Annotated in this window: 14 protein-coding genes; 12 read left to right on the top strand and 2 right to left on the bottom strand. The window is 51.4% G+C overall.

The genetic code is table 11. The annotated features are described in order from the left end of the window. Window positions 1-201 precede the first annotated feature (201 nt). From SK58_RS23080 to SK58_RS13105, 9 genes are all read left to right on the top strand, one after another. On the top strand, window positions 202-534 hold the full coding sequence (locus tag SK58_RS23080) for a hypothetical protein (RefSeq protein WP_075262148.1): 333 nt from the start codon (window positions 202-204) through the stop codon (window positions 532-534). 497 nt (window positions 535-1,031) lie between these two features. Beyond that, window positions 1,032-1,676: a CPBP family intramembrane glutamic endopeptidase gene (locus SK58_RS22370; RefSeq protein ID WP_032103015.1), complete on the top strand. Its 645-nt coding sequence runs from the start codon at window positions 1,032-1,034 to the stop codon at window positions 1,674-1,676. Between the two features lie 14 nt (window positions 1,677-1,690). Further along, entirely contained in the window at window positions 1,691-2,944 is a 1,254-nt protein-coding gene (locus SK58_RS13135; protein WP_032624257.1) for an HlyD family secretion protein, read from the top strand. Further along, complete coding sequence (locus SK58_RS13130) at window positions 2,944-5,151, top strand: peptidase domain-containing ABC transporter (RefSeq protein ID WP_017382355.1); 2,208 nt, start codon at window positions 2,944-2,946, stop codon at window positions 5,149-5,151. The genes SK58_RS13135 and SK58_RS13130 overlap by 1 nt, the downstream gene beginning before the upstream one ends. 11 nt (window positions 5,152-5,162) lie before the next feature. Continuing rightward, window positions 5,163-5,390, top strand: coding sequence for a GNAT family N-acetyltransferase (locus SK58_RS13125; RefSeq protein ID WP_255299318.1), 228 nt, complete (start codon window positions 5,163-5,165; stop codon window positions 5,388-5,390). Between the two features lie 145 nt (window positions 5,391-5,535). Further along, window positions 5,536-6,531 (top strand): alpha/beta fold hydrolase, encoded by a 996-nt coding sequence (locus SK58_RS13120; RefSeq protein WP_047719556.1) that lies wholly within the window; start codon window positions 5,536-5,538, stop codon window positions 6,529-6,531. Between the two features lie 45 nt (window positions 6,532-6,576). Beyond that, entirely contained in the window at window positions 6,577-7,317 is a 741-nt protein-coding gene (locus tag SK58_RS13115; RefSeq protein WP_022651194.1) for a response regulator, read from the top strand. Next, window positions 7,314-8,609 (top strand): ATP-binding protein, encoded by a 1,296-nt coding sequence (locus SK58_RS13110; protein WP_048220053.1) that lies wholly within the window; start codon window positions 7,314-7,316, stop codon window positions 8,607-8,609. The genes SK58_RS13115 and SK58_RS13110 overlap by 4 nt, the downstream gene beginning before the upstream one ends. A gap of 135 nt (window positions 8,610-8,744) precedes the next feature. Next, window positions 8,745-9,935 carry a cytochrome c biogenesis protein/redoxin gene (locus tag SK58_RS13105; RefSeq protein WP_048220051.1) on the top strand — a complete coding sequence of 397 codons (1,191 nt, stop codon included), beginning with the start codon at window positions 8,745-8,747 and terminating at the stop codon, window positions 9,933-9,935. A gap of 6 nt (window positions 9,936-9,941) precedes the next feature. On the opposite strand, the gene tam is transcribed toward SK58_RS13105, so the two are convergent. After that, window positions 9,942-10,700, bottom strand: coding sequence for a trans-aconitate 2-methyltransferase (gene tam / locus SK58_RS13100; RefSeq protein ID WP_048220049.1), 759 nt, complete (start codon window positions 10,698-10,700; stop codon window positions 9,942-9,944). Window positions 10,701-10,784: 84 nt separating this feature from the next. Then, window positions 10,785-11,369: an NUDIX domain-containing protein gene (locus tag SK58_RS13095; RefSeq protein WP_032653590.1), complete on the bottom strand. Its 585-nt coding sequence runs from the start codon at window positions 11,367-11,369 to the stop codon at window positions 10,785-10,787. Window positions 11,370-11,455: 86 nt separating this feature from the next. Between SK58_RS13095 and SK58_RS13090 the strand changes: the two genes are divergently transcribed. The 3 genes from SK58_RS13090 to SK58_RS13080 all read left to right on the top strand — a co-directional run bounded on the left by SK58_RS13090 (window position 11,456) and on the right by SK58_RS13080 (window position 14,225). Beyond that, window positions 11,456-12,214, top strand: a complete 759-nt coding sequence (locus SK58_RS13090) for a DeoR/GlpR family DNA-binding transcription regulator (RefSeq protein ID WP_048220047.1) — start codon at window positions 11,456-11,458, stop codon at window positions 12,212-12,214. A 104-nt stretch (window positions 12,215-12,318) separates the two neighbouring features. Continuing rightward, complete coding sequence (locus SK58_RS13085; protein WP_048220045.1) at window positions 12,319-13,611, top strand: glycoside hydrolase family 28 protein; 1,293 nt, start codon at window positions 12,319-12,321, stop codon at window positions 13,609-13,611. Continuing rightward, window positions 13,611-14,225 (top strand): NUDIX domain-containing protein, encoded by a 615-nt coding sequence (locus SK58_RS13080; RefSeq protein ID WP_080346687.1) that lies wholly within the window; start codon window positions 13,611-13,613, stop codon window positions 14,223-14,225. Before SK58_RS13085 ends, SK58_RS13080 begins: the two co-directional genes overlap by 1 nt. Window positions 14,226-14,301 lie beyond the last annotated feature (76 nt).

Here is a 14,301-nt window from a genome sequence, read left to right as displayed (position 1 = left end):
TGAACATTACCGTACCTCCAGGTCGATTTCGTGTTATAGGCCTGCCCATGCAGGAGCTGAACTGCTCCCAAATGGAGCTACGGTTTACGAAGTTCAATAGCTTATTTACATTTGCTTACATAAATACACTTTCTTTACATTAAGTAATGTAAGATATTTTTTTAGCACAAAATGCAAAACTAAATTAAATGGAGATGATTTATGTCGAATATAAGAGCATTAAGCCTTAATGAGATAGCATTAGTAAGTGGCGGCAATGGAAGCGGTAATTATGAAGGTGCCGGTAGTCGTAACACCAGCTCTAAACCTGGTAATTCAAAAGGAAACAATGGCTCTATTTACAAGGGCGTTGACTCATGCGGCGCAGGAATCATCGGTGGTCTAATCGCCGGCTCTCCTGGGGGGCCAGTGGGTATGACCGCTGGGGTAATTGGTGGAGCTATAGCTGGCCAGTGCACAAAAGAAAGTTTTTCAGATCGTGGTAGTAAAGATAAAAGTAATAATTACAACGGCCCCGGACAATGCCGTTGGTAAGTAATTTGAGTTGTGTGTGATAATAATTTAAAAGCTCATTATAACTGAATGTTATTCTAGGTGTTTCGATATTTAATGATTATTCGAAGTAGTCATGATGAGCTATTGTTTTTGATAAAGTTAATGTAATCACAAGTATCGGGTTAAGCATGAAACAATTTTTAAATTTCCTAATTTACTTATTTTTTTTCATTATCGCATTTACCCTTTTGAAATACGCTGAAGTTCTTGAGTTTGACGAAGTATCACGGCCAGGGATTATATCAAGGTTTCTTATTGCGTTGATTGTATTAATAGCAGTAACTCGATGGGGCGTTAACTTGATGAATAGGTTTAAAAGTAAATAAAGCACACTCCGATAAAAATTGTTGTGTTGCAGAATAGAATCATTACAAATGTTCACTGAAGTTAAAGTGCATGATATCAAAAAATGATTACGATATCATAGCCATATTTGTTGATTCTTATATAAAATATGAATTAATAATAGGTTGAACATGATAATCTTTAGGCATGTCTATCCATTCATTTATAGTAAGAAAAACGTAATTGTTCTTTTTATTGCGTCTGTTATCTCAATAATAATTACGTTATCGCCATCCATAACCCTCCGCTATCTTACTCTCGATGTGTCATTTTTCTTATTGTTTATTGCGGAATTTTCAATTGCATTTTTCTTGTATATTTTTTACTTAAGGAAGTTGGATGGTTTTAAATTACGCCCAAGTAGAGATTTAGCTTCAATAAAATTTTCTATTGTTGTGTTGTTTGTCATTTTGCTGGTTCAGTATAATGTTTATCTTTACAGGGATAATTTATATCATTATGGACCTTCCCATATTAGTTTTATAGCATTTATAATAGCCACCTTCGTAGTCCCATATTATGAGGAGATTATATACAGGGGCTGTATCTTCGGTGTTTTCCACTCAATTTTTAATAAAAAGTATATTATCCCATGTATATTGACTTCATTGTCTTTTTGTCTGATGCATGGACAGTATTATAACATTTTAGATCAATCCATTCTTTTTTTGGTGTCAATATTGCTATTAATAGTTAGAATAAGAAGCAGAGGGCTTTTTTATCCTATTATAATTCATTCGTGCATGAATGCTTTTGTTTTGTCGTTAAATTTTTGAAGGGTATTTGGGATATGAATATCTTCAGGGAAGAGGCTTTAAATCATCAAACAGATTCTGATTATGGTGAGATTGTTTTACCTGCGTCATTCGGTTTATCAGTAAGCGCACTCACAACGTTATTCATATTTCTGTGCCTGATACTCTTTATTCTTTATGGTAGCTATACACGTAAGGCTCACCTTTCCGGAATCGTTATGCCCTCATCCGGGCTGGTAAAAATCACTCCTCAATATGCTGGCTACGTAACCAAATTGACCGCCTCAGAAGGTCAACACATTATTGCCGGTGAGACTCTTTATCATATCAGCGGTGAACATTTCAACGAACAGGGGGCAGGTACACTCGCTGCTATAAGACTTTCCCTACAAACTCAGTTTACAATGCTGACTTCTCAACAGACCCTGGAATTGCGTGACAACAGTCAGCAGCAGCATGCCATACAACAGCGAATAGTTTCCCTGAAACCTCAGGTTAAAAGTGCAGAAAAGCGTCTGTCACTTGCCGTGCATCAGGCTGCGCTGGCCGTGTCTGTTATGGAGCGCTATAAGAAACTTGCTGATACGCATTACGTATCAGATATCGAATACCAGCAGAAGCAGATTGACGTTTCAACGTCACAGCAAAACGTTGAGGATCAGCGTCAGGGGCTTCTGCAACTGCACACCGCGATGGAGGCTGCTAAAGACGACCTTGACCATCTCATCGTTCAGGGTGAAAGCCGGAAGGCTGAAATGGACAGGCAGTTGCAGGTGATCAGGCAACAGCAGGACGAACTGGCAGGTAAGGAAAATTTCACGCTGACTTCACCGGTATCCGGAACCGTTGCTGCCGTGCTGGTCAGACAGGGACAGTCTGTCAGGGCATCTGAACCTGTCATGACCCTCATTCCCGACAATGCCCGTTTGCAGATAGAACTCTATGCTACCAGTCAGAATGCTGGCTTTATTCAGGCGGGGCAGCGTGTTGCCCTGCGGTTCTCTGCCTTCCCCTATCAGAAGTTTGGTGTGCAGTACGGGACTATCCGTGAAATAAGCCATACAACGCTGACATCTTCTGATTTACTCTCCGTATCTCCTGTGACCTGGAAGGAGAATGAAGGTCATTACCGCGTCATCGTTGAACCTGAAAATACTTTTATTCTGGCTTATGGGAAACAGGAAGCCCTGCGCCCCGGCATGGTTCTTGAGGGGGATGTCAGCCTGGATACCCGCAATTTGTGGGAGTGGCTGACTGAGCCGCTCTGGAGCCTGAAAGGAAAGCTGTGATGGATACACTTAAATGGACCGGGAGAAAACAGCTTCCTCTCACCCGACAGACAGAGTCAGCGGAATGTGGTCTGGCATGCCTGGTCATGATGGCCTGCTGGCATGGTCTGCAAACAGACTTACCCACACTGCGCGAACGTTTCAGTATCAGCTCACAAGGGATGACCCTGCAGAGACTGACTGAATGTGCGGCCGGTATCGGATTATCCAGCCGGGCAGTTCGGCTGGAGCTTGAGGACCTAAGATCCCTTTCTCTCCCGTGTATTCTCCACTGGAACATGAATCATTTTGTTGTGCTACATAAAGTTCGCGGAAGCAGGCTGGTTATTCATGATCCGGAAAAGGGAAAAGTAACGCTCTCCCTACAGGATGCTGGAAAACATTTCACCGGCGTCGCGCTGGAGCTGATGCCAGCCAGTGATTTTACCGCTCGGGATGAAAGGAAAAAAATCCATCTGCGCCAACTGACAGGTAAAACACCGGGTCTGTTGTCGGCAATGTCGCGAATTATCGTTTTTGCCGTGGCACTCGAAATCCTGACACTGGGAAGCCCGCTTCTCAACCAGCTGGTGATTGATGAAGTCCTGGTGGCTGCCGACCAGAGTTTGTTGACCGTCATTATTATTGCGCTTCTGCTGATGTCACTGACCCAGATGCTGCTGTCACTGGCCCGCCAGTGGGCGAGTATTACACTGTCCGTCAATTTTAACATGCAGTGGACAGCACGGGTTTTCCATCATCTGGTCCATCTTCCTCTGGCCTGGTTTGATGCACGCAGTAAGGGGAGTATTAATGCTCGTTTTGAGGCGGTAGATACCATCCAGCAGGCGCTGACTACGCAAGTGCTGGAAGGTATTCTGGATGTGTTGCTCGTGGTGACTGCGCTTTGCATGATGCTGCTGTACAGTCCTGAAATGACATTGATCGCCGTACTTGCAGCCATTTTCTATGGTGTGTTGAGGGCACTGTGGTATCCGTCCCTTCGACAGTCGGCAGAAGATGCCTGGGATGCAGGTGCCAAGGAGTCCGGGCATTTTCTTGAAACACTCAACGGGATCCTCAGCCTGAGAATTAACGGTGTGACGGCACATCGTGAGGCCGCCTGGCTGAATCTCAACGTTGCCCGCAGAAATACGCAGTTGCGTCAGAGCCGTCTGCTGATGTGCTATGACATTGCTCACACTCTTACCGGCAGCGTGGTATCAGCAATCATTTTGTGGAAAGGCGCCGGGGAGGTATTGAATGGAACCTTCACCGTCGGCATGCTGGTTGCTTATTTATCCTATCAGACGCGTTTTTCTTCCAGTATCAGTAGCCTGACTGATAAGTTTTTTTCCTGGCGTATGCTCGATGTTTACAACGAACGACTGGCTGATATTGTACTGACCCCGACAGAAGGCCTTCAGCAACAGCCTTTTCGTGAGCATAACAACGCTTCGCACATTCCTTCTGTATCCCGCAGGGAGATGGATGAATATGCTCATGCTCCTCTAGTACTTGAGCACATCATCTTCAGCCACAAGGGAGGGGAAAATCCGATAATCGGCGGGGTGTCGCTGACACTCAATCCCGGAGAAGTCGTTGCCATTACAGGTAAATCCGGATGCGGGAAAACGACACTGGTGAAGCTTATCCTTGGGATCCACATCCCTGATGAGGGCAGGATCAGGGCATTTGGCATATTGCATACGCATCCGGATTATTTTCAGGTTCGTCAGCGTATCGGTACCGTACTGCAGGATGACCATCTTTTCAAAGGTTCTGTAGCAGATAACATTATTTTTTTCAGTGATGACCGAAATTATGAACGAATGATCCAGTGCGCAAGACTGGCACTTATCGACAGCGATGTTATGGCAATGCCGATGGGGTATCAGACGCTGATTGGTGAAACCGGCGGAGGGCTTTCCGGAGGACAAAAACAACGCATTCTGCTGGCAAGGGCGTTGTACAAGAAACCGGGATTCCTGTTACTGGATGAAGCGACCAGCCACCTTGATGTTGAGAGTGAAATCCGGATAAGCCAGACCTTACGTCAACTGGGGCTTCCTGTTCTGCTGATAGCCCATCGCCCGGAAACCATAGCCTCTGCAGACCGGGTTTTGTATCTGGCAGACGGCTACTTAACGGAGCTGAATCTCCAGCATACAGTCAATAATGGCGAGTCTGTTTGTGAATATACTAATGACGTGATGGCAAAAAATTAACCTTAACGTACATAATTTTCGATATCCAAACTTACCCCTATCTGGAAGATCTATTTGTTGACGCTGCCGAACGTGGCGCAGGGGCGGGTAAAGCGCTTATCGACGCCCTGATCGATGAGGGTAAGCGGGAAGGGTGGTCAAAACTCTACTGGGTAACCCGCATGCACAATCCGGCGCGTAAGCTGTATGACCACTATGGTGAAGCCGACGATTACGTCCGGTACCGAATCTCGCTTTAGTCGTTTCATACCTGGGTTTGTATCACACTGTATCTGCGTCTGTGATACATACACAGGTATGCAATAAAACCGCATCCGCACACATCTCCTATACAAACGCATGGTGTTATATCTCCGTCAACTGAACTTACCCGGAGATAACATCATGTTTAATAAACTCGCATACTCAGCCGTCGCCCTGACCGTTTCACTTGGCATCGTGATGTCCTGTCAGGCAGAAGCGACGGGTAAGGATTACGCGTCGGCCTTTAACCAGGTTAAACAGATTAACGCTGGCGATTTGAACGTCGGTTACGTCGATATCGGGCCAAAAGAGGGGCAACCGGTGATCCTGCTGCATGGCTGGCCGTACGACATTCACAGTTATGCAGACGTGGCCCCCGCGCTGGCTGCGAAGGGGTATCGTGTCATTGTGCCGTCCCTGCGCGGGTACGGCACCACGCGCTTTATTTCTGAAAAAACGCCGCGAAACGGCCAGCCTGCGGCGATGGCAAAAGACATCGTCAACCTGATGGACGCCCTGAATATCAGACAGGCGGTGTTTGCCGGTTATGACTGGGGGGCGCGTACCGCGGATATCGTTGCGGCGCTCTGGCCGGAACGGGTGAAATCGCTGGTCTCGGTGAGTGGCTACCTGATCAGCAGCCAGGCGATTGGCAAACAGCCTTTACCGCCGAAGGCAGAGGTTCAGTGGTGGTATCAGTTCTATTTCGCCACGCCGCGCGGTGCGGAAGGCTATGCTAAAAATACGCACGATTTTGCCCGGTTGATCTGGTCCCAGGCTTCGCCTGACTGGAAATTCAGCGATGCCACCTTCAATGCGAGCGCCAAATCCCTCGATAACCCGGACCACGTTGCCGTCACGCTCAGTAATTACCGCTGGCGTCTGGGGCTGGAGAAGGGGGAGCAGAAATATGACGCCTACGAACAAAAGCTGGCTACGCTGCCGAACATTACGGTGCCGACCATCACCATCGAGGGCGGTAACAACGGGGCACCACATCCTGCACCCGCAGCCTATGCGGGGAAATTCACCGGAAAATATGAGCACCGGACTTTCGGCGCAACGGTTGGCCACAACCCGCCGCAGGAAGATCCGCAGGACTTTGTTAACGCCGTTGTCGACGCGGATAAGCTCTGATATGTGCTATTTTCAATCCGTTACCTCTTAATCAGGGAGCCTGCGGTGGAGCATATTGATCACATCCTTGTCGTCGATGACGACAGGGATATTCGTGAGCTGATTGTCGATTACCTCGTGAAATCCGGCTACCACGCCTCTGGCGCGGCGAACGGGAAAGAGATGCGCGTAGTGCTCGACAAACAGCATATCGACCTGGTGGTGCTGGACGTGATGATGCCCGGCGATGATGGCCTGACGCTGTGTCGACAGCTGCGCAGCAGCAGGCATAAGGATCTGCCGATCCTGATGCTCACCGCGCGCAACGAGGACACGGACCGCATCCTGGGGCTGGAGATGGGCGCCGACGATTACGTGGTGAAACCGTTTGTGGCCCGCGAACTGCTGGCGCGAATCAAAGCCATCCTGCGTCGTTTTCGTACTATGCCGCCTAATCTTCAGGTGACCGAGGCAGGGCGCCTGGTGGTGTTCGGTGAATGGCAGCTGGATACCGTGGCGCGTCATCTGATTGATAACGAGGGTATGGTTGTGGCGCTCAGCGGGGCGGAATATCGCCTTTTGCGCGTATTCCTCGATCATCCTCAACGGGTGCTGACCCGCGACCAGCTGCTGAACCTGACGCAGGGACGTGATGCCGAGCTGTTTGAGCGTTCGATTGATCTCCTGGTGAGCCGCGTGCGACAGCGTCTGAATGAAGATGCCCGCACGCCCGCCTACATTAAAACCGTTCGCAGCGAAGGCTACGTTTTTACCATGCCGGTGACCATCGTCGAGGCCAATGAATGACGCTATGGCCCCGCACCTTACTGGCCCGGCTGCTGATCATTGTGCTGCTTGGACTCTTGCTGGCTAACGCGCTCAGCCTGACGCTGGTCATGGTTGAGCGAATGCGCAGCGCGCGTACGGTTATGCTGGGCAATCTTGAGAACGACGTGGCGACCAGCGTGGCCATTCTCGACCGGCTTCCGGCCAAAGAGCGGCCAGAGTGGCTGGAACGGCTCAGTCGCGGTAATTATCGTTATATCCTTGGCCCCGGCGAGGCAGGCGCCGCGCCAACGGACAAGCGCTCGCGGGATGCGATTCGCACCCTGAAAGAGACGCTTTCAGCCCAATATCCGCTTCAGTTTACGGCGGTGCCAGGGCCGATTTCCCATATTCAGGCCCATCTGACGCTCCGCGACGGCGCACCGCTCACTATCGATCTGATCCCACGCATGCCGCCTGTCGCCAGCTGGTTACCCGTGGTGCTGGTTCTTCAGCTGTTACTTGTCGCGCTCTGCTCCTGGGTTGCCGTGCGCCAGGTTGTCCGGCCCTTCCTGCAATTCACGCGCGCGGTTGATTCCCTCGATCCTGCGGCCCATTCTCCGATGACTGAAAAAGGTCCGGTTGAGGTGCGCCAGGCAGCGCACGCTTTTAATGAGATGCAGTCGCGGATACAGACGTATCTGCGTGAACGCGCGCAGATTCTGGCGTCCATTTCTCATGATCTCCAGACGCCCATCACGCGCATGAAGCTGCGGATCGAAATGGCGGATCAGCCCGAACTCCGCGATAAGCTGCTGAGCGACCTGGATAATATGTCGCGCCTGGTACGGGAGGGGATTGCCTATGCCCGGTCATCAGAATCCCTGGAAGAGACCACGCTGAAGCTGGAGCTGAACGCGTGGGTTAACAGCATCGCCAGTGATTATCAGGACATTGGTAAAAACGTGCAGTTTCATGCACGCAATGCGCGTCTGCCGATCGTCACTCGTCCCCAGGCATTGCGCCGGGTAATGACCAATCTGCTGGATAATGCGCTAAAGTTTGGCGATAGCGCGGTAATAGAGATTGATGAAAATGAAAGGCAGGTCGCGATCCGCATTATGGATAACGGCCCTGGCATCCCGGAGGCAGAACTGGAGGCGGTGTTACAGCCGTTCTACCGAGTTGAAACGTCGCGCAACCGGGAAACGGGCGGCACCGGGTTAGGCCTCGCCATTGCCGCGCAGCTCACCGCCCAGCTTGACGGGAAATTGCATCTTGCAAACCGGGCAGAGGGAGGGCTGGCCGTAAGCGTGACCCTTCCGCGCGGTTAATTGTACGCCTGTGTATCTGCACCCCGCGCCGATACGCAGGCAGACAAAATCCAGCTTTTCACACACGGCCTGAACACATTCGTACGATGAAATGACCTCACTGCATCTTCGCAGCAACCGTATCGTGAGGTCGTTATGTTTATGATAATCGCTTTTTTAGGCGGCATGATTAGTCTGCTCAGTCCGTGCACGCTTCCCGTCATTCCTCTGCTGTTCGCCGGCTTTCAGGGGCAGCGCAAACACATTCTGGCGCTTCTGGCGGGAATGATTGTGATGTTCACGTTGGTGGCGATGGTAGTAACGGTTGCCAGCGAGTGGATCGCTGACGCCACCATTATCGGTCGCTGGATTGCGCTGTTGGTATTGAGCATTGCCGCCCTGGCCCTGATCTTTCCGCAGTTCGCTCAGCGCATTGGCCGCCCGGCGGTTAGCGCGGGAAACGTTCTCAACACCCACAGCATGCAGCGACGCGGCCTGGTTTCGGCTTTTCTGGCAGGGCTGGCCGTCGGGCTGCTGTGGTCCCCCTGTGCCGGACCGATTCTCGGGGCGATCTTCAGCATTAATATTGCGGGCCACTCGGCCATCGCAACCGGAGCGCTGTTAGCCGCTTACGGCAGCGGGTGCGCGTTGATGCTGGGGCTGCTTGTCGCGGGGGGCCGTAAGCTGATAACCCCTCTGAGAGCCAAATCCGCATTGATGGCACGTTTGCGTCAGGGAGCGGGAGTGATGATGTTAGCCGCCGTTGCGTTCAACGCCAGCGGGATGACCTCAGCCCTGAAAGGTGCCAACGGTATTGCCGACCAGCTGGAAAATGCCCTGTTGAGCCTTGCGCAACCCACCTCCACGCAGGTGAAACTGCAACCGGTCGCTGACACGATGCCGAGCAGCCAGCTACCGTCATTAAGCGGCGGTACGGGTTGGGTAAACGGTGACCCTGTCACGTCTGAGGCCTTGCGGGGGAAAGTTGTGCTTATCGATTTCTGGACCTGGGACTGTATCAACTGCCAGCATACGCTTCCGCATGTGCGTGACTGGGCGAAGAAATATCAGTCTGAAGGTCTGGTAGTGATTGGCGTCCACACCCCGGAATACCCCTGGGAAAAGCCGTTATCATCGGTGAAAAACGCGGTCAACAAATGGCAGCTGCCGTACCGCGTAGTGACGGATAATAACTACAAAATCTGGAGCGCGTTCGGAAATCAGTACTGGCCTGCGCATTACTATTTCGATGCGAAAGGGCAACTGCGTTACACCGCGTTTGGCGAGGGGAACTACGACAAGCAGGAGGCTGTGATTCAGCTGTTGCTCAAGGAAGCGCGTTCCTGATCCGGCTTACGGAACCCGCTGAGCCACCATAAACAGGCGCGGAAATGCCAGCAGTATCTGCCCGTTCTCCTGGAGCGGATACTGCTCTTTCAGCAGCTCAAGATAGCGTTTCAGATAGTTTTTCTGCTCGCTTTCGTTGAGTTCCTGTAACCACGGCCGTAACCCCGTCGCGCTGACCCAGTCAATAATCGCCTGATGAGAGCTCATCTGATGGAAGTAGGTGGTGCGCCAGATATCCACGTCGCATCCCGCTTCCGTCAGAATATCGTAGTAGGCATGGATACCCGGCAATGGCTCGCGGCCACGATCGGGGTAGCCCTGTTCCCAGGCAACTTCACGCATCAGGGCGTGCGTCGGCTCAAGCCAGTTGTCAGGCATTTGCACCGCCAGCACGCCGTTTAACTGGAGCAGTGAAACCAGGTGTGGCAGAAGGTGGTAATGGTCCGGGATCCATTGCAGTGAGGCGTTGGCGTAGATCAGGCTGAGCGGCTGGTCAGGTTTGTAGTGCCGGATATCCGCCTCAACAAAGTGGCAGTCTGGCAGGACCTGTCGGGCTTCCTCCAGCATGGCCGGGGAATTATCCACGCCGGCGATCTGCGCAGAAGGCCAGCGCTGTTTCAGCAGCGCGGTGCTGTTGCCTGGCCCGCAGCCCAAATCCACGCCAGAGGTTATGTCAGCAAGCGGCACCCGGGCGAGCAACTCAGCGGCGGGACGTGTGCGTTCTGCGCTGTACTGTAGATAAAGAGAGGGATCCCAGTCGGCCATTTTCGCATCTCCATGTTGAGGTGTTCAGCAAGAATAGCACAGGCAAATACCTGCGCCGGGGCAGGTATCTGGCTAATGGTGAGATTATAAAATGCCTTTCAGGGCCAGGTGATAGAGCAGCATGATGGTTTTTCCGTCGACAATCTGCCCATTTTCAATGCTCCGAAGCGCGTCGTCCAGCGTCATTTCCAGTACGTCGATATCTTCTCCCTCTGCTTTAACGCCGCCGCCCGCGCTGGTCCGATCCTGCGGGTGATATTCCGCCAGATAGAAGTAGAGTTTCTCGGTAACCGAGCCCGGGCTCATATAGGCCTCAAAAATTTTCTCTACGCGCGTCACCTTATACCCGGTTTCTTCTTCCGCTTCGGCCTTAATCCGGCTTTCCGGGTCAAGGTTATCGAGCAACCCGGCGGCCGCCTCAATGAGATCCTCTTCGTGACCATTTATAAACACCGGGAAACGGAACTGACGCGTCAGAATGACGGTTTTGCTGTCGCGATTATAGAGCAGGATCGTCGCGCCATTCCCCCGGTCATACACTTCACGCTCTTGTCGCTGCCAGTCGCCATCGCTGCGCTGGAGGTCAAAAGTATATTTTTTCAGGTTATACCAGTTGTCGGACAACGTTTCGCTGTTGATAATGCGTATATCTGCACGTTTTGATTGCACGTTTGGCTCTCCTCTCGTAGAGTAAGCATCATAAACAGCACTATCGTGCAAATACAAGGCATATCGTGCAACAACAGGAATAATTCATGCTCACAAGCCAGCGTAAACAGTTGATTCTGGAAAAACTGGAGGCGGAAGGTCAGGTCCAGTCTACTGCGCTCAGCCTCTTTTTCTCGGTGTCTGAGGACACTATCCGCCGGGATTTACGTGAACTGGCGGCAGAAGGGCGTTTGCAGCGTGTTCACGGCGGCGCACTGCCAGCATCGTCAGCGATTGCGCCTTTTGCCGAGCGTCAGTCCGTTAAAATGGATGCAAAAAAACGCGTGGCACGGCGAGGCGCGCAGCTCATTTCACCGGGGCAGGTGGTGATCATTGATGGCGGGACGACCACCTCCGAACTTATTACGTTCTTACCACCCGATTTACGGATAACCGTGGTGACGCACAGCCCGGGTATCGCTTTGGGGCTGGTCGACCATCCATGCATAGAGGTGATCCTGATTGGTGGTCGTTTGTATAAACACTCCATCGTCACGGTCGGCGCGGCCGCTATTGAAGGCATCAATAATATTCATGCGGATCTGTTCTTCATGGGGGTCACCGGCGTCCATCCTGAGGCCGGGCTGACCACCGGAGATTACGAAGAAGCGTGCATCAAACGTGCATTTTCCGGTAGAGCGGCGGAAACGGTGGTATTGGCCTCACCGGAAAAGATCAACACGGCCTCGGCGTTTGTGATTGGCGACCTGTCGCTGGTGAATACGATGGTTGTTGAAAACACAACGGATGAACGCTGGGTGAGCGCTCTGAAAGAAAAGGGCGTTGCGGTGATCGCAAGCCAGTAAATATCTGCTTTTTTGCCAGCCTGACCGCGTGGCTGTCAAACAGACAAAGGTTATCCTTCACGCGGATTTCTAGACTAAGGCTTTCATCTGTTTAAGGACAAGCCATGAAAGCGGTCTCCATTCTGACGTGCGGCGCGGACCCAACCGCGCAACGCCTGTCAACGTCTGCCATTCAGCAGGCCATAAATAGCGCTCAACAGAACGATGTCATTGTTATTCCGCAAGGCCGTTTTCTGACCGGAGCACTGTTCCTGAAAAGCGGTGTTTCGCTTCGCCTGGACGCTGGCGCACAGCTCGTTGGAAGCCAGGATCTGGCTGATTATCCGTTGATAAACACCCGGGTGGCGGGCATTGATATGCGCTGGCCGGCAGGCATTATTAATATCATCGATTGTGAAAACGTCAGTATTACCGGTACAGGCACGATAGACGGGCAGGGTGTTATCTGGTGGCAACGCTTCTGGGGCGATGACGAGCGCAGCGGCATGGTCGGCGATTACAGCGCCAGAGGATTGCGCTGGGTGGTTGATTACGACTGTCAGCGCCCGCGCAATATTCTGGTCTTTGAAAGCCAGAGCATTCTGCTGCGTGATGTTACCAGTCGGGAGTCCGGATTCTGGAACGTGCACCTTTGTTATTCGCGCCATATCACGGTTGAGGGCGTGAAAATCAGCAATTCTGCGGGGCCGAGCACCGACGGGATTGATATCGATTCCTGTGAACAGGTGCGGGTTGAACGCTGCATTGTTTCCTGTAATGACGACAATATCTGCATAAAATCAGGACGAGGACGCGAAGCGGCGCAAAAAGCACGTACCGCAAGGGATATAGTGGTTCGCGGATGTACGCTGAATAAGGGGTCCGGGATCACGCTGGGGAGCGAAACCACAGGCGGCATTGAACGCGTCCTGATAGAAGATAACGCGTTTAACGGTACGGGCGTCGGGTTTCGCATTAAGTCGGCCCGCAACCGGGGCGGGTTTATCCGTGATATCACCGTCCAAAATTTACGGCTTATGGACGTGCGTTTTCCGGTGCTGATCCAGCTGAACTGGTTTCCGCAGTACAGCTATGGCGACCGGGGAAATTTATCTGATAAACCAGAACACTGGCGCAAGCTGGCTGAAGGTGTTGAGGGCGAAGCCGGTCTTACTGCGGTCAGCGGACTGACGATTAAAAATATGACGGCGCGTCGCTCAGACAACAAATATTTCTCGCGGGCATTTTTCATTGAGGGGTATCCGGAGCGTCCTGTGACCAAGTTAACGCTGGACGGAATTTTGATTGACGCGTCAGAGTTCGGGAAAATTTCCGGTGTGGATGGGTTGCGCTTTAAGGATGTGCAGGTGACTGCCGTGGAGAACACGCAAGACCGTAACGACAGTTATGAGCGTTGATGTATTGCACGGTGAAGGCGTTAACGTTACTGTTAGAGAGCTACAAGCAAAGAAATCAGGGGCTTACCGTGAAGAAAGAGATAAAAACACTGGAATCGAGACAGATTTATCGTAACCGCTGGATGTCGCTAAAGGAAGACCGGATTCTGAGAGCCGATGGGAGCGAGGGGCTTTATTCCGTCATTGAAAAAGATGATTTCGTGGTCATCATTCCGGTTGAGAATGATGAAATCTATCTGGTTGAACAATACCGATACCCTCTGGGCCAGAGAACCACAGAACTCCCTCAGGGAAGTTGGGAATGTTCTCGCGACGCTGCACCTGAAGACGTTGCCAGAGGCGAGCTTAAAGAAGAAACCGGGTTAAACGCCGGGAAAATGGAGTACGTCGGTTATCAAAAGCTCGCACAGGGTTATTCAGCCCAGGGTTATCATATTTACCTTGCCACGGAGCTGACATTTACCGGCCAGCAACTGGAGGAGGAAGAATACGGCCTGACGGTGAAAAAACTTAAAATTAGTGCCTTTGCTCAATTAATACGTGACGGCAAAATCACTGACGCCACCTCAGTTACGGCATTCCTGCTGGCGAGAACAAAAAATATGATCTCTTAATCATAACGTTTTAGATTAATATTGAGTCTCCACATCATTTTCAAAGCCAAGTTCAGATGCCCGGGGCAGCGCAAAG

Origin of the sequence: Enterobacter sp. BIDMC93 (assembly GCF_001037805.1) — a bacterium.
Lineage (GTDB): Bacteria > Pseudomonadota > Gammaproteobacteria > Enterobacterales > Enterobacteriaceae > Enterobacter > Enterobacter hormaechei_C.
This window is presented reverse-complemented; position numbering and strand designations above follow the sequence as displayed.